This is a genomic window from Pseudarthrobacter sp. NPDC092202 (assembly GCF_044755505.1).
Lineage (GTDB): Bacteria > Actinomycetota > Actinomycetes > Actinomycetales > Micrococcaceae > Arthrobacter.
Genome location: NZ_JBIVRG010000001.1, coordinates 105,061 through 123,014, shown reverse-complemented (window position 1 = coordinate 123,014; position 17,954 = coordinate 105,061). Strand labels below are relative to the sequence as shown.

General features: G+C 65.9%; 21 protein-coding genes. 14 read left to right on the top strand and 7 right to left on the bottom strand.

Annotated elements, in window-relative coordinates; genetic code table 11:
* Positions 1-67 precede the first annotated feature (67 nt).
* From ACIQF4_RS00605 to asd, 10 genes are all read left to right on the top strand, one after another.
* Entirely contained in the window at positions 68-1,657 is a 1,590-nt protein-coding gene (locus tag ACIQF4_RS00605) for a hypothetical protein (protein ID WP_400516280.1), read from the top strand.
* Complete coding sequence (locus ACIQF4_RS00600) at positions 1,654-2,055, top strand: GntR family transcriptional regulator (RefSeq protein WP_400516279.1); 402 nt, start codon at positions 1,654-1,656, stop codon at positions 2,053-2,055. The genes ACIQF4_RS00605 and ACIQF4_RS00600 overlap by 4 nt, the downstream gene beginning before the upstream one ends.
* A gap of 40 nt (positions 2,056-2,095) precedes the next feature.
* On the top strand, positions 2,096-2,899 hold the full coding sequence (locus ACIQF4_RS00595; protein ID WP_400516278.1) for a thymidylate synthase: 804 nt from the start codon (positions 2,096-2,098) through the stop codon (positions 2,897-2,899).
* On the top strand, positions 2,896-3,480 hold the full coding sequence (locus ACIQF4_RS00590; RefSeq protein ID WP_400516277.1) for a dihydrofolate reductase: 585 nt from the start codon (positions 2,896-2,898) through the stop codon (positions 3,478-3,480). The genes ACIQF4_RS00595 and ACIQF4_RS00590 overlap by 4 nt, the downstream gene beginning before the upstream one ends.
* A 2-nt stretch (positions 3,481-3,482) precedes the next feature.
* Positions 3,483-3,701, top strand: coding sequence for an NF038396 family protein (locus ACIQF4_RS00585; protein WP_231457594.1), 219 nt, complete (start codon positions 3,483-3,485; stop codon positions 3,699-3,701).
* A gap of 113 nt (positions 3,702-3,814) precedes the next feature.
* The gene (locus ACIQF4_RS00580; protein WP_400516276.1) at positions 3,815-4,813 is read left to right on the top strand and encodes a WXG100 family type VII secretion target; all 999 of its coding nucleotides are present in this window, start codon (positions 3,815-3,817) and stop codon (positions 4,811-4,813) included.
* A 23-nt stretch (positions 4,814-4,836) separates the two neighbouring features.
* A complete protein-coding gene (locus ACIQF4_RS00575; protein ID WP_231457596.1) occupies positions 4,837-5,475 on the top strand; it encodes a hypothetical protein in 639 nt (212 codons plus the stop codon).
* A gap of 2 nt (positions 5,476-5,477) precedes the next feature.
* Positions 5,478-5,894, top strand: coding sequence for a hypothetical protein (locus ACIQF4_RS00570; protein WP_231457597.1), 417 nt, complete (start codon positions 5,478-5,480; stop codon positions 5,892-5,894).
* Positions 5,895-5,991: 97 nt separating this feature from the next.
* On the top strand, positions 5,992-6,474 hold the full coding sequence (locus tag ACIQF4_RS00565) for a hypothetical protein (protein WP_400516275.1): 483 nt from the start codon (positions 5,992-5,994) through the stop codon (positions 6,472-6,474).
* A 959-nt stretch (positions 6,475-7,433) separates the two neighbouring features.
* On the top strand, positions 7,434-8,564 hold the full coding sequence (asd, locus tag ACIQF4_RS00560) for an aspartate-semialdehyde dehydrogenase (RefSeq protein WP_400516274.1): 1,131 nt from the start codon (positions 7,434-7,436) through the stop codon (positions 8,562-8,564).
* 197 nt (positions 8,565-8,761) lie between these two features.
* Here asd and ACIQF4_RS00555 read toward each other — a convergent pair whose 3' ends face one another.
* The gene (locus tag ACIQF4_RS00555; protein WP_400516273.1) at positions 8,762-9,871 is read right to left on the bottom strand and encodes a winged helix DNA-binding domain-containing protein; all 1,110 of its coding nucleotides are present in this window, start codon (positions 9,869-9,871) and stop codon (positions 8,762-8,764) included.
* Between the two features lie 55 nt (positions 9,872-9,926).
* Between ACIQF4_RS00555 and ACIQF4_RS00550 the strand changes: the two genes are divergently transcribed.
* Positions 9,927-10,424, top strand: a complete 498-nt coding sequence (locus tag ACIQF4_RS00550; RefSeq protein ID WP_400516272.1) for a hypothetical protein — start codon at positions 9,927-9,929, stop codon at positions 10,422-10,424.
* Here ACIQF4_RS00550 and ACIQF4_RS00545 read toward each other — a convergent pair.
* Positions 10,405-11,472 (bottom strand): UDP-N-acetylmuramate dehydrogenase, encoded by a 1,068-nt coding sequence (locus ACIQF4_RS00545; RefSeq protein WP_350006117.1) that lies wholly within the window; start codon positions 11,470-11,472, stop codon positions 10,405-10,407. The genes ACIQF4_RS00550 and ACIQF4_RS00545 overlap by 20 nt on opposite strands.
* A gap of 197 nt (positions 11,473-11,669) precedes the next feature.
* On the opposite strand from ACIQF4_RS00545, the gene ACIQF4_RS00540 reads away from it, so the two are divergent.
* Positions 11,670-12,656 carry a hypothetical protein gene (locus ACIQF4_RS00540; RefSeq protein WP_350006115.1) on the top strand — a complete coding sequence of 329 codons (987 nt, stop codon included), beginning with the start codon at positions 11,670-11,672 and terminating at the stop codon, positions 12,654-12,656.
* A gap of 95 nt (positions 12,657-12,751) precedes the next feature.
* Here the strand turns inward: ACIQF4_RS00540 and ACIQF4_RS00535 are convergent, their stop codons facing one another.
* The gene (locus ACIQF4_RS00535) at positions 12,752-13,189 is read right to left on the bottom strand and encodes a MaoC family dehydratase (RefSeq protein WP_350006113.1); all 438 of its coding nucleotides are present in this window, start codon (positions 13,187-13,189) and stop codon (positions 12,752-12,754) included.
* A gap of 2 nt (positions 13,190-13,191) precedes the next feature.
* Positions 13,192-13,653: a MaoC family dehydratase N-terminal domain-containing protein gene (locus tag ACIQF4_RS00530; RefSeq protein ID WP_350006111.1), complete on the bottom strand. Its 462-nt coding sequence runs from the start codon at positions 13,651-13,653 to the stop codon at positions 13,192-13,194.
* Positions 13,654-13,787: 134 nt separating this feature from the next.
* Here ACIQF4_RS00530 and ACIQF4_RS00525 point away from each other — a divergent pair, with 134 nt between their 5' ends.
* Together ACIQF4_RS00525 and ACIQF4_RS00520 are read left to right on the top strand one after the other, a co-directional pair.
* Entirely contained in the window at positions 13,788-14,168 is a 381-nt protein-coding gene (locus ACIQF4_RS00525) for a metalloregulator ArsR/SmtB family transcription factor (protein WP_350006109.1), read from the top strand.
* On the top strand, positions 14,165-15,838 hold the full coding sequence (locus ACIQF4_RS00520; protein ID WP_400516271.1) for a SulP family inorganic anion transporter: 1,674 nt from the start codon (positions 14,165-14,167) through the stop codon (positions 15,836-15,838). The genes ACIQF4_RS00525 and ACIQF4_RS00520 overlap by 4 nt, the downstream gene beginning before the upstream one ends.
* On the opposite strand, the gene ACIQF4_RS00515 is transcribed toward ACIQF4_RS00520, so the two are convergent.
* The 3 genes from ACIQF4_RS00515 to ACIQF4_RS00505 are packed head-to-tail and all read right to left on the bottom strand — an operon-like array spanning position 15,826 to position 17,944.
* Positions 15,826-16,050, bottom strand: coding sequence for a DUF3188 domain-containing protein (locus ACIQF4_RS00515; protein WP_174176805.1), 225 nt, complete (start codon positions 16,048-16,050; stop codon positions 15,826-15,828). The genes ACIQF4_RS00520 and ACIQF4_RS00515 overlap by 13 nt on opposite strands.
* A 57-nt stretch (positions 16,051-16,107) precedes the next feature.
* Positions 16,108-17,052, bottom strand: a complete 945-nt coding sequence (locus ACIQF4_RS00510; protein ID WP_400516270.1) for a DUF2797 domain-containing protein — start codon at positions 17,050-17,052, stop codon at positions 16,108-16,110.
* Positions 17,053-17,080: 28 nt separating this feature from the next.
* A complete protein-coding gene (locus tag ACIQF4_RS00505; RefSeq protein WP_066278004.1) occupies positions 17,081-17,944 on the bottom strand; it encodes a CoA ester lyase in 864 nt (287 codons plus the stop codon).
* Positions 17,945-17,954: the final 10 nt, after the last annotated feature.

Here is a 17,954-nt window from a genome sequence, read left to right as displayed (position 1 = left end):
TGATGCACGATTCTGGGGGGATGAAGTGCCGTTTACCGATGCCGCTGTCTTTATCAACATTCCGGCCATGGCCCTTGTGTGGCCGTTCCTGCTGGCGGCGGGCAGCTACCTCCTGCTGCGCTGGGTCATCTGGGGACCGGGCAGCGGCTCTGCGGCCACTGCCTCCCAGCACGCATTTTGGGTGGGCATCATGGGGTGGCTGGCCAGTTCGCTGCAGCCGGCCGGAAATGCCGGCATCCTTTACGCCAGTCCGGATTCGCAGCCGCTCATCAGCACCTCAGCAATCGTGCCGGCCCTGGCCTGGCCGATACTCGGGCCCCTGGCCGTGCATGCCATCGGCCAAGTGAGTTATCCCGGCCCCCGCCTCCCCCGGCGCCAGGCGGACCTGGAGGTGCGGCGGATGCGCGACTTCCTGCCCCGGCCGCTCGCCTGGACCGTCCTTGCTGTGTTTGCGGGTGCCGCCCTGCAAATCGGCTGGATGGCAACCCTTCCCGGCTACGAACCAGTCCCCTACGGGTCCCGCCCGGACCCCGCCGCCGGCTTTGTGCCGTACGGCGGCGACGGCCGGGTCCCCGGCATCGAGCTGGCTTCCTACCTCGGCCCTGCCCTTCTTGTCCTGGCGGCGGGAACCTGGCTGGTGCTGGTGCTGATGACCCGGCGCCGCCGGCTTGAGGCGCTGGACTCCGTGGAGAACAGCCTCCTGAGGACCATCGCCATGAACAGGTTGCTCCGAACCGTGGCCACCATAGCCTCCGGCCTGGCGGCAATCGCGGGCAACCACGCAGCGCGGCCCGATCCTTCCGTTGTTGCCGGCGGCTGGGTGAACGCTGCCGGGGCGGTAAATCTCGCCGTCCTGCTGGCCATGTGGTGGTGGGCGCCACCCAAGCTCCCTGCTCTCCGGGCAGACGGCACCATGCCAGGGCGCCGTGGACCTGCAGCGGCATCCCATCCCGCCACGCGGCTTTCCGTGTCTTTGGGCGCAGTTTCGGGGCTTGCCGCTTTCGTTCCAGCCCTGGCGGCGGTGTTCGTTCCGGGGGCCTTGGCCGGCCATCCCGCCCGTGTGGTGGCGCTGGCCGCCGTATCCGTCCTGCTGGTCACCGCGGCGGGGGAACTGCTGGTCCAGCGCAACTACGGAACCTCCGGAGCGCCGCGGGAATGGCCGCACCAGCCGGTGAGCCCCGCAATGCTTACCACAGGCATCGCAGCCCTCACCATCCTGGCAGCAGCCGTCATTGTGACCTCCTCCGTCCAGGCCGGCCTCGGCATCCTGCCCTCGTGGTCCCCGACTCTCTGGGCGTGCGCTGCCGTGGTGCTCGTCGCGGTCCTTCCCGCGGGTGCGGCGAAGGCCCGGAAGGGCATTTCGACGGCGGTCGCCGGCCTGGACGCGGCGCTCCGCGCCATCACCGTGCACAGGGTTGTCCGGACGCTGGCGGCCTGTTTCGCCGCGCAGGCCGGGGTGCTGTTGCTGGCAGCGGGGCCGGATATCCGCCGGGGACTGGAACTGGAACCTGCCCCCTGGGCCTGGGTCTGGGATGCCGCACCCTTCACCGGCGCCCTGCTCTGCGCCGCGGGGATCGTTATCGCCGTCATTCCCGTGCGCAGCTTCGCCCGCAGCACCGGCTCCGCCCGCACGCCCGCAAAGGAACCGGCCACGTGAGTACGGGGATTACCGTGGACCTGCGCTCCGCGATACCTCCGTACGAGCAGATACGCTCCCAGATCAGCTCCCTGGTCGCCTTGGGTGCACTCGCCCCCGGAACCCGCCTGCCCACAGTCCGCAGCCTCGCGGCCGACCTCGGCATTGCAACGGGCACCGTCGCCCGGGCCTACAAGGAGCTCGAGGCCGCCGGGCTCGTGGATTCCCGGCGGCGGGGCGGAACGGTGGTCACCGCCCCGGCCGCCGGCACGCCGGGGGGCCGGGGAACGGTTCCCGTCCCTGCAGCGGTGCAGGCCGCCGTCGACCATTACATTGCAGCCGGCCGGGCAGCGCGCCTGAGCGACGAGGTCCTGCTTGATGTGCTTCGCGGCAAACTGCGACGGGACGCATCGCCATGAGGAGCCCAGCCTCCCGGCCTTGTCCAAGTAGACTTGAGCCGTGAGCATCCCAACGCCTTATGAAGACCTCCTGCGCGATGTCCTGGCTTCCGGCACGCACAAATCGGACCGCACGGGCACCGGAACCACCAGCGTTTTCGGACGCCAGATCCGCTTTGACCTGACGAAGAGCTTCCCGCTGATCACCACCAAGCGGGTCCACTTCAAGTCCGTGGCCGTGGAGCTCCTGTGGTTCCTGCGCGGTGAAACCAACGTGAAGTGGATGCAGGACCAGGGCGTCACCATCTGGAACGAGTGGGCGGACGCGGACGGCGACCTGGGACCGGTATACGGGGTCCAGTGGCGCAGCTGGCCCACCCCCGACGGCGGCCACATCGACCAGATCGCGGAGCTGGTCGACAACCTGAAGTCCAACCCGGACTCGCGCCGGCACGTGGTCTCGGCCTGGAATGTTTCCGAACTGCAGGACATGGCCCTCCCCCCGTGCCATGCCTTTTTCCAGTTCTACGTGGCCGACGGCAAACTGTCCTGCCAGCTGTACCAACGCTCAGCGGACATGTTCCTGGGCGTCCCGTTCAACATCGCCTCCTACGCGCTGCTCACCTGCATGGTGGCCCAGCAGGTGGGGCTGGAGCCCGGCGAATTCGTCTGGACCGGCGGCGATGTGCACATCTACGAGAACCACATGGACCAGGTCCTCAAGCAGCTCGAGCGCGAGCCCTACGAGTACCCGCAGCTGAGGATCACCCGGAAGCCCGCGTCCATCTTCGACTACAGGCTGGAAGACTTCGAAGTCGTGGATTACAGGCACCACCCCACCATCAAGGCCCCGATCGCAGTATGAGCACCGAAAACTCCACGGATCCACAGTCCTTCACCGAAGAACTGGCCGCCTCCATCACCGGCGTCGGCCTCATCTGGGCACAGACCCCGGACGGCGTCATCGGCAAGGACGGGGACATGCCCTGGCACCTTCCCGAGGACCTCAGGCACTTCACCCGGTTGACCACCGGGCATCCGGTCATCATGGGTCGGAAGACCTGGCTGTCCTTCCCGGACAAGTACCGCCCCCTGCCCGGGCGGACCAATATCGTCATTACCCGGCAGAAAAGCTGGGCCGATACCCCTGAGGCGGAGGGCGCCGTCGTGGTTCCCTCTTTGGACGACGCCCTGCTGGAGTCCCAGTTCGTGGACGGCGGTGACACGGTCTGGATCCTGGGCGGCGGGGAGATCTTCCGCCAGTCCACGGAACTTGCCAACGTCGCTGTGGTCACCACGATCGACGTGAAGGCCGACGGCGACACGTTCGCCCCCGAGCTTGGCACCAGTTGGGAGGCCTCCGCCTCCGTTCCGCCGGACGGCTGGCTGACGGCCGCCAATGGCACGCGTTACCGATTCACCAGATGGTCAAGGACTGAGGGCTAGGAATGTTGAAAAAACCGGAAACCCTCTTTGTGCTGGGCTACATGCTGCTGCCACTGCTGGCCCTCCTGTCTGCGATTGTTGGGCTCACCATGATCCTGGGCGGCAACAAGATCGCCGGAGCGATTGTGCTGGTGGTGGTGACGCAGGTGTTTGCCTTCGGCGCGCTCTTCGCCCTGCGGGCGCGCAAGGCTGCGGTCCTGGAGGAATCGGAGCGCGGCTAGCGTGCGTAACCGTCCGGGACATGGGGAGGACACCCCATCGCGGACCGGCCTGATCCGGACTTAGGCTAGGGCTGCAGCAGTCAGGTGCTGTTCGAATATTTGGGGGAAGCCTGGTGTCAGGAAACGTATGGGGCGCCGACGTGGCACAGCTGCGTACTCTTGCGCAGCAGTTCAGCAAGACGGCGGACCTGCTGCAGCAGCAGTCCACGCAGCTGAGTGGTCAGATCAACAACAGCCCTGCCTGGAAAGGCCGCGACGCCGAACATTTCCGGTCCGACTGGAACGGCAACCATCGGACCCTCCTGCAGCAGACGGCTACCCGTCTTAAGCAGGAATCCAAGCTCCTGCTCGCCAACGCTGATGAACAGGACAGGGCGAGCAGCACCGGCGGTGCTGGCGGGAGCGCCGGGCCTGGCAGGGGCGGACCCGGTACGGGGGTGCCCGGCAGCCTCGGTGGCCAAGGCACGGGCCGCCCGCCATTCAACAATCCTTGGGGGCTCGACTGGCTTGCTGACCCAGACTCGCCCTTCCGGGACGGCTGGGACATCTACAACCTCACCAAGGCGTTGCCCAACCTCCGGGCTGGTCTCTTCGATCTGCCACACTTCATCAAGAGGGCAGACAGCTTCGCCGAGTTCTTCTCCAAGGACTTCCGAGACGTGGCAAAGGCATTTCAGGACACCAACATGCTGAGCCAGTATTTCAACACGTCCTCGGAGTTGTTCGACGGCAGGTGGGATACAGCCCTGAACCTCGTCGACGGCGGGAAAGCCGCCACGTTCTTCGAGTTCGGCGGCAAGGCCCTCGGAGTGGTGGGGGTTGGACTCGATACCCTCGACGCGTTTAACAACTTCACCAACGGCAACCCGGATGACAACGGCGGCGCTTGGTATTCGGCGGTTAAGGCGGGACTGGGCGTAGCAGGCTTCGTGCCGCCGCCCGTTGGAACTGCTGCAATGGTCGCATCGGGCGCGCTGGCCATCTACGACAACGTCCCCATCGTCAAGGAGACTGTCAATGCTATCGGCGAATCCATCGCTGATAGTGCCGAGGCGGCTTGGGAAAGTGCCGGGGACGCGGCCGAAAACGTCGGCGATTTCTTCGGATTCTGAGCACACAACGAGAGGTACTCACGATGACTGAAACAACATCACAAGCCATCCCCGACGCCATCGGTTATGGATTTGCCGAGATGGCCGCCCTGGCGAGCTTGCGGGGCGGTGACGCAGCAGTACTCAGCGCGGAGGCCTTGCGGGTGGGCAACTACCTTGGCGATACGGACATGGTGAGCGCGGGGGCATCCTCCCTAGTTGCCCGCGGCCTGGCAACGGCCGAAAGCGACGGGCTTCTCGCGGTTGCAGGCCCCACCGCGGCAGTTGCCGCCGTCCTCTCTTCAGCCAGTCGCCGCATGGAGATCTCACTGCTCACCGTAGAAGGGAGCGACAGCGTGATCGCCATGGAAAATGAGGACATCCACTTGCTGTTCCAGCCGCGCTCCTACTTCACCTGGTGGGCCATGGCGCAGAGACCGGACGTCACAGCTGCCGAGGCCAATTTCGCGGTCATCAGGCAGCACCTGCACAATAACCCGCAGGGGGGCGCAACAATTCGTCGCCGCGAGGAGCTCACGGGGCAGACCCTTTACGTGAAAAATGGCGGAGGCGGATCATGGACCATCGGCACCGCCAACGCGCAGCAGAAGGACATTGTTGAAACCACAGGCCTTGACGACGCTGCCCTGCTTGACCAGATCCGCACCATCCGTCAGGACTGACTATGACATTCGATCGCGATCGTGAACGCCGCAACGATGATGTATATGCCGAGCACAAGGCGGCGCTCGCCCGGGGAGAGAAGCGCGTCCTACGGCGAACCGACACCGGCGAACTACACAGCTACCCTGGTGACGAAATCGGCTTTTCTCCCGGCCGAGGCCAGGTACAGGTCCGGTCCTGGTGGGGCATGGGAATTGTGTCTGCCTTTTTGGGGCTCCTGTTCCTTGGTTCTTCGGTGATGTTTCTTGCCTCGTTCGGTCAGGGCGCAGACCCGGAGTGGGGCGCACTGTTCGCCATCGTGCTGGGTGGTTTCGGCGCCTGGTACACCTTTGGCCTGGCCCGTGACGAGCACCGCGCCAATCAATTGCGCAAAGAGCGGGGCGCCCCTGAGCCTGGCGCTGGCCATGTCTCCCAGTGACACGTAAGCCTCGTTCGCCACACAGGTTTCCGGAAGCAGACACCGTTCGACCCAAAGAAGTAGTTCTTACTTTCCATCGACAGGACTGGCCTGGCCCATGAGAGCCACTGAGAAGACCTTCACGCCGTCGCGTCCCTACTTTTACGGATTTGGGCAGGGAGACGCCATTCATGCCTATACCCCGGAAGAGTGGGGCCTGGGAGGCTCGTCGGCGTCAAGTGCCAGCAACTCGACCCACAGCCTCGCGATTCTTATCCTTGTTGGGGCCGTCATCACCGTCCCGGCACTTCTTGCCCCGATCTGGCTGGTCATCGGGGCTATCCGGCTGAATATCGGCGTTGTCTTCCTGTGTCTGCTCTGCACCGTCCTCTTCACAGGTGGCTGGTTTTTCATCCTGAAAACCATTCGGCAGGAACTTCGAGCACGGAAGCTGAGGCGGGCCCGTGGACTGCCCAAGCCCTGGTACGCGGTCACGGACGATCAGGCGCGCACTTGGTTCGAAGAACGTCCGGGAACGGTGGAGATCACCCGGGAGAACTTCCCGAACAGCAGCCATTCGTTCCCAGACGAACCATCATGATGGGAAACGGTCCCGTCATCAAACCGATCACTTCAGCTGTTCCGGCGAACGGGTCACCAACTGGCCGCAGCTTTTTTCGGCTGCGCGGTTGTACTGGGTCTGCTCATGGGCTTACTACCTAGAGGAACGCAAGCCGTGCGCCTTCGGAAAGCGAATGGAAGAACCCTTGAACTTTTGCCCGCTCGAGCAGCCAAGACTGGTATCAGATCCAACTTCCGGGCCAGCAGAAAGGAAACGAATGGTATCCCCCAACAACCCGCGATCCGGGCACGCAACTGGTGGATTGGCCGCCCGTGGTCATGAGCCGTTGCGGGCTGCCCTGCTCCTGACAGCCGCCGGAATGGGAGGCGCGGTGTACGCCGTGCGGATGGCCGCAGTGGCAGCCAAGGCGAAACGTCTGCGCGCCGAACGTGGAATCCCTGAACCCAGCGCTCGTTAGCTCGACGGGGGTCAGGACCATAATGACCAGGCGTAGCCGGGACGTGCCCCAGGAGCCGGGCTACGTCCCCTCCCGGCCGCCGGAACAACCCTTGATTCACCGGCTGGCGGAGAACGGCGAAATTACTCCATAGACAGACGAAGAGTATGGCGTCCGCAAGGACGGCGGCGCGGGCATCACCAAACCCGTCAATTCGTCCCGCGGCCTCCTGTTCCTCGCCATCCTGTTGACGGCCTGCGTGGGTGGGCTCGTCTATGCCTTAGTCCAGGTAGCCCTCACAGACCAGTGGCATATTCTCGGCGAAGTGTGGTGGGTGTTCCCCGCCACCTTGTTTCCTTTCCTGGCGGCCTGGGCCGGTTATGCCAAGGAACGCAAAGCCGAAAAGCTCCGCAGGACCAAGAACCTCCCGCGGCCTGTGGACTAAACGCCCCAGGTGCGTGCCGCCGTCGTACCTTCCGTAACCCGTCCAGCGTGACGTAACCGACTGCGCCCTTCCGGTCGCGCCGTCTAAAATAGTCGAATGACTACAGCAGCTACCCCTTCCGTCGGCCTGGTCGGATGGCGCGGCATGGTCGGCTCCGTCCTCATGCAACGCATGCAGGACGAAGGCGACTTCGCCAACATCAACCCGGTGTTCTTCTCCACCTCCAACGCGGGAGGTGCCGCGCCATCCTTTGCTGATGGCGCCGGCAAGCTTGAAAACGCGTTCGACGTCGACACCCTGGCAAAGCTGCCCATTATCGTCACCGCGCAGGGGGGCGACTACACCAAGCAGGTCCACGGCGAGCTCCGCAGCCGCGGCTGGGAGGGCCTGTGGATCGACGCCGCCTCCACCCTGCGCATGAACGACGACTCCATCATCGTCCTCGACCCCATCAACCGCGACGTTATTGACAAGGGCCTGGTCAACGGCACCAAGGACTTCATCGGCGGCAACTGCACCGTCTCCTGCATGCTGATGGGCCTCGGCGGGCTGTTCAAAAACAACCTGGTGGAGTGGGGCACCTCCATGACGTACCAGGCTGCCTCCGGCGGCGGCGCACGCCACATGCGTGAGCTCCTCAGCCAGTTCGGCACGCTCAATGCCGAGGTCAGCACGGAACTGGACGATCCCGCATCGGCCATCCTGGACATCGACCGCAAGGTCCTGGCCCACCAGCGCACCGACATCGATGCCACACAGTTCGGCGTGCCGCTGGCCGGGTCCCTGATCCCCTGGATCGACGCGGACCTGGGTAACGGGCAGTCCAAGGAAGAGTGGAAGGCCGGGGTTGAGACCAACAAGATCCTGGGCACCTCCGCGGAAAACCGCGTGATCATGGACGGTCTCTGCGTCCGCATCGGTGCCATGCGCTCCCACTCCCAGGCCCTGACCCTCAAGCTTCGCGAGGACCTGTCCGTGGCCGAGATCGAGAAGCTCCTGGCCGAAGACAACCAGTGGGCTAAGGTGGTTCCCAACACCAAGGAAGCGTCCATGGCGGACCTGACCCCGGTGGCGGCCTCCGGCACGCTGGACATCCCCGTGGGCCGCATCCGCAAGATGGAGATGGGCCCGGAGTACATCAGCGCCTTCACCGTAGGTGACCAGCTCCTGTGGGGTGCTGCCGAGCCGCTGCGCCGCATGCTGAACATCGCCACCGGGAACCTGTAACCCTCCAGCTTTCACTTCGGCGGCCCTGCCCCGCACGAACGGTGCTGCCCGGCACCGTCCATGCGGGCCGGGGCCGTTTTGCTTGGCACGGACGCTCTCTCACTTGATGCGGGCTAAACCGGGACGCTCTTTCACTTGAGCGGCGAATGTGAAAGAGCCATCGTGAAAAACCGACATTAAGTGAGGGAGCGGCAATGTCAGCTCTCCAGAAAGCTGAGGTAGCGGCCTGCGGCCTTCCTCAAGGCGGCCTGGGCGGCGGGGCCAAGGTGCCTGGCGGATTCAAAGAGTTCGGGCACGACGGCGGCGGGCCCGCTCCCGCGCTCGACGGCCCAGGTGCCGATCACCTCTCCCCCGGCCGCCAGGGTCTTCTTGAAAACCCCGTTCCCGCCGGGCACGATCCTGTCCGAGTGCTCCAGGGGCAGCACGGCGGACCGGTCCTTGTACCCCAGCAGGAACTCATCAAACCCGGGCAGCAGCAGGACGGACCGGGCTCCAGGAACCCCGCCATCAAGCAGGGCCGCGGTCTCGGGCGACATCCAGTACCCCGCGCCGCCGAACTGGTGTTCCACAAGCCGGCCGCGGACGTTTTCGAACGCGGCCCGCACCTCCGTCAGCGGGAGCTGGGTCCACCAGGCGAAGTCCGCAAGGGTGGCCGGGCCGTGGCTGCGGAAGTACCGGAACATGAACTCCGCCAGGGCCTCCTGCCGTTCCAGGTTCCGTGACACCGGGATCCAGCCGTCAAAGGCCATCAGCAGTTGTTGGTTCTTTGCCAGCGGCCCCTGCACCAGCCACGCGTGCCGGCACAGTGTCCCCAGGATGTGGATGCCCCGCTGCCCCTGTGTCGGCTGCCCGGCGGCGTCAAACACCTGGAACAGCCCGGCACGGCTCACGGGACCGCTGGCGGCAATATGCTCCAGCGCAATGTCCCGGCACTTCTCAATGTCCGCCCACGTGATGCCGAGCTCCCGGTGCCGGGCCGCGATGCTTTTGGTGAGCCGTTCAGCCGTGAGGTCAAGCATCCAGCGCAGATCCTCAGGGGCCACCAGATGCAGCGTGCCGCGCATGGGCCACGACCGCACCACGGCACCGGTGTCAAGGGCGGAGCGGACACCGGCGAGGCCGCATCCCGGCACCCGCACGCCCACGGCCCACATCGCTGCCTGCAGATCCTGGGCCTGCATCGCCGTCATCCAGCGCACAGCTTCGGCAACGGATCCGAAGCCGTCCGTTCCACCGGCAAGCCCTTGGGAGGCAAGCCTCAGCCTGCCCACAATCCTGCCGTCGGGACGGCCCATGCCTGCAGCCATGGCCCTATCCTAGGGCCGCCACTGCCCATCGGTCACAGACCGCTAGGGTAGAACCATGACTTTGGGGAGTTTGTGGCAGTTGCTCGCGCTTAAAACGAGGTGGTGGATGGCCGGCGGCACGGCCTGCGTCCTGGCAGGGTCGGGCCTGGGGATGCTCCAGTTCTCCAGCGTCCTCGGGGATGGCCGGTCCGATCCCCTGCTGCAGCTCCCCTCGCTCGTCCTGAGCCTCGGCGGCGGCTATGCGGTCCTTTTTCCGGGCATCAGCATCAGCCGCCAGGGAGTCAGGCTGTACCGGGACTGGCGGTACCACCCGCCCGCGGCGAAGGTCCTCTGGGTCCTGTCCCTCGCCGTCGCCCTCGGCGGGCTGGTGGCCTGCATCCTCGCAGGCCTCGCAAATCCCCTGTTGCCGGGCCAGCTGGTATGGCTTTTCACGGGAATCTACCTGGTCCTCGCCGGCTGGTCGTCCGCGCTGCTGGGCCAGGCGGCCGCCTTCCGGGCCGCCGCCCCGGGCCTGGCGGCCGATCCCGCCGGTGCTACAGCTCCAGGCCGATAAGCAGCGGTTCCGGGTGCAGCCGGATACCAAAGCGCTGTTCGACGCCGGCGCGCACCTCGCGTGCCACCGCCGCCACGTCCTGGGCGGTGGCTGAGCCGCGGTTGGTGATGGCGAGGGTGTGCTTGGTGGACAGGGAGGCCCTTCCGCCGCTTACGCTGCCCGGTTCCAGCCCGAAACCCTTGGCAAAGCCGGCCTGGTCGATCAGCCAGGCGGCGGACAGCTTCACCAGCCCGTCCTGGCCTGCCGGGTAGCGTGGCGCACCTTCCGGCAGGGCCGCAGCCACCTCGGCCGGAACAATCGGGTTGGTGAAGAAGGATCCGGTGGAGTACGTGTCCCGGTCCTGTGGGTCCCACACCATGCCCTTCGAAGCTCGCAGCCGGAGCACCTCGCGGCGCACATCGTTCGCGTAGGCACGCTTGCCCGCCTCGACCCCGAGGGCACGGGCGAGCTCCGCATAACGGATTGGCGCGCTCATCCGCCCCAAAGGCAGCTGGAACTCCACAGTCAGCACCACATAGCGGGGGGAGCCGTTCACGGTGGTCTGCTTCAGGATGGAGTCCCGGTAACCGAACTTCAGCTCCGAGTTGGTGAAGGTTTTGACAGCGCTGCGCTCCCGGTCCCAGGTGCGCACTGCCGCGATGGTCTGGGACACGTCGGCTCCATAGGCGCCCACGTTCTGCACCGGCGTGGCCCCGGTTGACCCTGGGATCCCGGCGAGGGCCTCCAGGCCAGACCAGGCATGGCGGACAGCGTGGTCCACCAGCCTGTCCCAGTTGTGCCCGGCCTGCACCACCACGGCCACGCCGCCGCAGGAGTCCTCCGCGTTGACCGTGAACCCCTCGGAGGCGATTCTGACAACCGTTCCCGGGAACCCGTCGTCGGAAACCAGCAGGTTGGAGCCACCGCTAATGATCAACAGTGGCTCCCCCGCCGCGTCGGCCGCCTGGACGGCGTCGATGATCTCAGTCTCGGTGCGAGCCTCGATATACGTGCCGGCGGGGCCTCCAACGGCGGCCGTGGTCAGTTCGGAAAGCATCGTGGGTGTCACCAGACCACCTTACTAGTGAAACCAGAGGGGCCCGGCGGAGCCCGCCGCCACCTGCCACTCCACCCGCATTTAACAACTTCGACAATTAAACTAACAAAATTTGTTTTAGATATTTACAAATCTGTCATACATGCGTACCTTCAACCCCAGCGGATCTCACATATGGGTCCGCTTCCCCGCAAACGCATAGGACAGCTATGACCATTTCCAGGACTCTGGCCACAAGCCTGATGAGCCTATCCACGGCCGCATTGTTCACCCTCGCCTCGGCAGGGGGATCCATGGCGGCACCGCCTGCCCCGGAGGACACGGACGTTCGCGGAGTCAGCAGCACCAGGATTTCCGGTACCGTTGACGCCGGCTACTGGACGCCGGAACGGATGCGGGCGGCCACACCCGGCGAGGTTCTGGCAAAAAAAGCACTGCAACGGCAAGCAGCCACCGCCCCGCACGCCGGGGAGGAAGCGGGCAAGGGAGCTGAAACCAGGATCAAGGGCTCGGATCCGTTCATCCAGCCGTTGGCGAATGCCAGCGAAAATCCGGTACCCCACATCGGCAAGGTGTTCTTCACCCTGGGCGGAGCGGACTATGTCTGCTCGGCGAACTCCGTCGCGTCCACCAACAGGAATACAGTTTCGACGGCAGGCCACTGCCTCAATGAAGGCCCTGGGGCGTTCGCGACCAGGTTTACCTTTGTGCCGGCCTACCTTAACGGCGCCGCACCCTATGGCAAGTGGACAGCCAAAGCGCTTTACGCCCCCACCCAGTGGAGCTCGTCAGGCAGCATGCAGTACGACACAGGATTCGCCGTCATGTCCCAGCTGAACGGCCGCAACCTGGCCGACGTCGTCGGTTCCTCCGGCGTAAGGTTCAACGCCGCCCGCGGCCTCAGCTACAAGGCATTCGGCTACCCGGCAGCTTCACCCTTCAATGGAGAATCACTCAAAAGCTGCACAGGCACAGCAACGAACGATCCCTACAACCCGCAGTTCTACAGCCAGGGAATCCCGTGCAACATGACAGGCGGTTCCTCCGGTGGCCCCTGGTTCATCGGCACTTCCTCAGGCGGGTACCAGAACTCGGTCAACAGCTACGGGTACGGAAGCAATTCCACCAAAATGTACGGCCCGTACTGGGGCTCCGTCATCCAGTCGACCTACAACGCCGCCGCTTCGTCCTACTGACCCGGCCGCAACCCACTAAGAAGGTTGAGGGAGGCTTCCCCTTGGGGCGGCCTCCCTCAACTTTCCAGGCAGCCGGGCGTGATGCCGGCGGGGCTTCAGGAAAGCCGGACGACCGCCTGGGCCTTCATCAGGACCTTCTGGCCGGCGGCCATAACGGTAAGATCCACCCGCGCAGTGTTCGCCTCGGCGTCGAGCTTTCCAACAATGCCACTGACCTCGATGGTGGCGCCGGCGCCAGGGGTGCCGGTGGTGTCGGTGACCAGGACCGGCTTGGTGAACCGGGTCTGGAAGTCGACGACGGCGGCCGGGTCGCCTACCCAGTCGGTGACCAGCTGGACGGCGGAGCCCATGGTGAACATGCCGTGGGCGATGACGCCGGGCAGCTCCACACTGGTGGCGAAGGCCTCGTTCCAGTGGATGGGGTTGAAGTCGCCGGAGGCGCCGGCGTACTTGACGAGGTCGGTGCGGGTGACCTCAATGGTGCGGCTGCCGATCTCCTGGCCGGCGCTGATGTCATGGATGCTGAGGCTCATGGTTACTGTCCCTCTCCGCGGACCAGGATGGACGACGACGTGGTGGTGACGGGCTCGCGGGAATCGTCCGCGCCGAGGGCGAAGATTTCCGAACGCGTGGTGATCATCGCACCGCCGCCCATGGCCCGGACACCGTCCACGTGCAGCTCCGCCACGAGGCGGTCTCCGGCGAAAATCGGCCGGTGGTGGGTGAAGCGCTGGTCTGCATGGACCACGCGGGAGAAGTCGATGCCGGCGTCCGGATCCTCGATGAGCTGGGCATCGGCACGCTGCGCAATGATGATGGCGAAGGTCGGCGGTGCCACCAGGTCATCGTGGCCCAGGGCCTTGGCTGCGTCGACGTCGAAGTGCGCGGGATGGGTTGCCTTCACGGCGCGGGCGAACTCGCGGATCTTCTCACGGCCAACGTCGTACACCTCTGCGGCAGGGAAGCTTCGGCCCTGCAGGTCCGGATTGATAGTCATGGCCTCAAGCCTATCCTTGCCGTACCGGCCAGGGGCTTGTGCCGCCCTGATATGATGAATTCATCAATCCATCATGCCGCTTGCCTATCACTCATCGTGCGATCGGCTACCAACGCCACTTCCAGGAGCTTTCCATGCTGCCTTCCGCCCAGGCTCCGTTGTACGAGATCAAGGCCAACCTCTTCAAGGGCCTGGCGCACCCGGCAAGGATCCGCATCCTTGAATTGCTGGCAGCGGCGCCGGAGGAAACCGCGGCTGTGAGTTACCTCCTGGCGGAGACAGGGCTTGAAGCCTCGCACCTCTCCCAGCACCTGGCCACGTTGCGCAAGCACAAAGTGGTGACCTCTGTGCGCACGGCCAATGCCGTGACCTACCGGCTGGCGCACCCCGGGATTTCCCAACTGCTTGCCATCGCGCGGACTTTCCTCCTGGACAACCTTGCCGACTCCAACGAACAGCTCCGGCTGGCCCGGCAACTGCCTGCAGGGCACCTGGCTGGCGGGACTGCCTCGTGAACACGGGCGTAACCACCCCAAGGCGGCACTTCAACAGGTTCCTGCCAACGAAACTGGACTACGCAGGGCTGGGAACGTCATGGCGGACCGACCTGCTGGCCGGCATCACGGTGGGCATTGTGGCCCTGCCGCTGGCGCTCGCATTCGGCGTCAGCTCAGGGGTTGGTGCGGAGGCCGGGCTCATCACAGCGATTGTCGCCGGCCTCGTGGCAGCTGTGATGGGCGGATCACCCGTTCAGGTGTCCGGCCCCACCGGCGCCATGGTTGTGGTCCTTGCCCCCGTGGTGGCAGTCCATGGCACCGGCAGCGTGGCCCCGTTGTCGCTGATGGCGGGGCTGCTGGTCTGCGTCCTTGGCTTCAGCGGCCTGGGCCGGGCCGTTGCGTTTATCCCGTGGCCTGTGGTGGAAGGCTTCACCCTGGGGATCGCCGCCATTATTTTCCTCCAACAGGTTCCGCTCGCCACCGGCACGTCCGGCGTCCCGGGACACAACACCCTTGTCGCTGCCGTGGAAGCTGCCTCCGCCGCAACTGTTCCGACGGCGTTGCTGACACTCGGGCTCGTGGCGGGCGTCGCCGTCGTGATGGTCCTGGTGCAGAAGCTGTTCCGGGCCCTGCCGGCCAGTCTGATCGCGGTGCTGCTCGCCGCAGCGGCCGCCGAGCTGTTCGCGCTGGACATCCCCAGGATCGGCCCCCTGCCCCATTCGCTTCCTGCCCCGGCAGTGCCGGCCTTTGACGTGGAGCTGGTGGGCAGCCTGGCCATGCCCGCCGTGGCGATCGCCTGCCTTGCAGCCATCGAGTCCTTGCTCTCTGCCCGGGTCGCGGCAGGAATGACCGGCCCCGACGGCAGGCCGGGAGGCCCGTACAGCCCGGACCGGGAACTGACGGGCCAGGGCCTGGCGTCCATCGCTGCAGGCCTGTTCGGCGGCATGCCCGCCACCGGGGCCATCGCGCGGACGGCAGTGAACGTCCGCTCGGGTGCAAAAACGCGCCTGGCTGCCGCTGTCCACGCTGTGGTGCTGCTGGCTATTGTCTACCTCGCGTCAGGGATGGTCAGCCGTATTCCGCTGGCAGCCCTCGGCGGGGTCCTGATGGTCACTGCGGTGCGGATGGTGTCCCGGCGGACCGTTGCGGCGATCCTCCGCTCCACCCGGTCCGACGCCGCCGTCTTCATCCTGACGGCGGTCATTACGGTGGCGTTCGACCTGATCGTTGCCATCCAGATCGGGCTCGCGGCCGCAGCCCTCTTTGCCCTCCGCACGTTCGCCTCGCTGAGCAGCGTACAGCGGGAGGAGATCCCCGGGCCCCGGGCCGAGGGTGACGAGCACATCGCAGTCCTCCGGCTGGACGGGGCCATGTTCTTCGGCGCCGCCGAACGGATCCTGCAGGAGATCAGCCAGGTCAAGGACGTCCAGGTGGCCATCATCAGGCTTTCCCAGCTGCGGATGCTCGACGCCACGGGCGCGCATGCACTGGTGGAGGTGGTCTCCGCCCTCGAACTCCGGGGCATCACGGTGTTGCTCAAGGGCGTCCGGCCGGACCATCTGCAGCTGGTGACGAACGTGGGAGTGATCCGTTCCCTGCGGCACCACAAGCACCTGTTCGGGCACCTCGGTGACGCTGTGGAGCACGCCCGCAGCCATGTCCGCCGAAACGCCGCCTACCGCTTGTAGCCTTTCCGGATCGCCTGGCCGCGGACCACAATTCCCGCGATGTGCAGGACGAGGCCCAGGCCGATTACCGGAAGGGATGCGGTGGCGAGGCCGGAGTTGCCGCTGGTGTTGCCTACCAGGTTGAGGATAATCCCGACGGCGATCAGCCCCATCGCACTGAAAACCAGGACCTTATAGCGGGTCGGCGCGGTGGCCCAGAATTCGTTCAGCACCCTGCCAGTCTACCGGGGGGTGCGCCTGCAGCACGGGCCGGCTGCCGGGGCGCAGGCTCAGAACAGCGCCTCCTGGACGGCCGGGACCTCGGAAGTGAAGTGGCCCAGTTCGATGCTGCGGCCCTTGAGCTGGCCAAGATCCACCACGAACTCCAGGTCGGTGCCGTCGATGGTTGCCAGGGCGAAGCTGCCGCACAGGGAACCAAGCGTCAATCCGTGCGAGCCGGCACCGAGGGCGTGCGGATAGGGGTGCCGGGGGCTCGCAGAGCACAGCGGGCCGGCCAGTCCCGGCCTGTTCCACACTTCCTCCACCACCTGGAAGCCCCCAGCCCCGGACCGGGAGACTACTCCGCGGGCGGAAGCGGCGAGGGCCGCGTTATGCCCGCTGAGCCGGCCGGCCGGGGCCGGGGCAGCCAGCGCGGCAGCCTTGGCTGCGGACCGGACCTGCTGCGGAAGACCGGCCTCGCGCGTGACCAGGTCCTCGAGGATCCGCACCACGCGTCCGTCGGCGGCATGCGCTACGTAGCTGGCAGCCACGGCTCCCTGCTCGGCAAGCCGTTGCCATTTGCGGAGCTCCGCGGCCGTGCCCACTTTGCTGGCGCCGTTGGCGAAGGTGGCGACGTAGAGCCAGTGTGGCTGCATCAGGTAGCTGCGCAGCCCCGGCGGGACCCGGCCGTCCCGGTGGAAGTCGTGGATGAGCCGGGACTCGTCCACCACAAAGCACCGTTCGCACTGGTGTCCGCGGACTGCGGGCGCCCGCTGGGCGCAGAGGACGTGGTCCCGGTGGGCCGGACCGTGCACCACGTGGTGGCCGAGGCAGTACTTCCCCTCGGCGGCGAGCCGGAAGCCCAGGCGCGTGCCGGCGTCGAGCGTTACGTTGTGGAAGGTGCCCTCCGGCGCCTGGAGGCGGAGGAACGGGTGCGTCTGGACGTCCGCGCCAACGGTTGCATCCGGAGGCGCAGGCCAGAAGACCCCGTGGACCAGATAGCGCGTATCGGTCACGGGGTCTCCTGAAGTGAAAGAGCGGGTGTTACAGCGCGGGCTGCACCCCAAAGGCTACCGCGAGCTTCATGATCTTCTCGGCGCGGCCCAGGCGGGGCAGGTCGGAGCCGTCGCGGATAACGCGCCCGTTGGCTTCGAAGTCCGCCATGAAGTCCGTGGCCCAGGCGACGTCCGACGGCGTGGGGCTGATGACCTCGTTGATCACAGGGGTCTGGTCGATGGCCAGGCAGAGCTTGCCGGTCATGCCCATCATCACGGTGATGCCCGTCTGCTCGCGCAGGATGGGGTGGTTGGTGCCCACAGTGGGACCGTCGATGGGGCCGGGAAGGTTGCCCACCCGGCTGGCGACGACCAGCTTGGCGCGGGGGTAAGCCATGGCCTCGGGCGTGGCAGCCATGCCGGTATCGCGGCGGAAGTCGCCGGAGCCGAATGCCAGGCGGAAGGCGCCCTGTGCCTTGGCGATGTTGTTCGCTTCCTCAATGCCCAGCGCGGACTCAACCAGCGGGATGACGGGCGTCTTGCCGTCCATGCGGTGAAAGCTCTCGGTCACCTGGTCTGCGGATTCGGTCTTGGCCAGCATGACACCCAGGAGGCCCGGGGTGCCGCGCAGGCCCGCCAGGTCGTCCGCCCAGAAGCGGCTGGTGGCATCGTTGATGCGGACCCAGGCCTTGCCGCCGGCGGTCAGCCAGTCCACAACGTTGTTCCGTGCGTGGTCCTTCTGCGACGGGTCCACGGCATCTTCAATATCCAGGATGATCGAGTCAGCGCGCGACACCGCGGACTGGTCGAACAGCTCTGTCTTCATGGCATTGACCAGAAGCCAGGAACGGGCGATTTCTGCTGGGATATTGCGTTCCGGCCTTACGGTCTCGGTGGCGATGGTAGACGTCATGTATCTACCG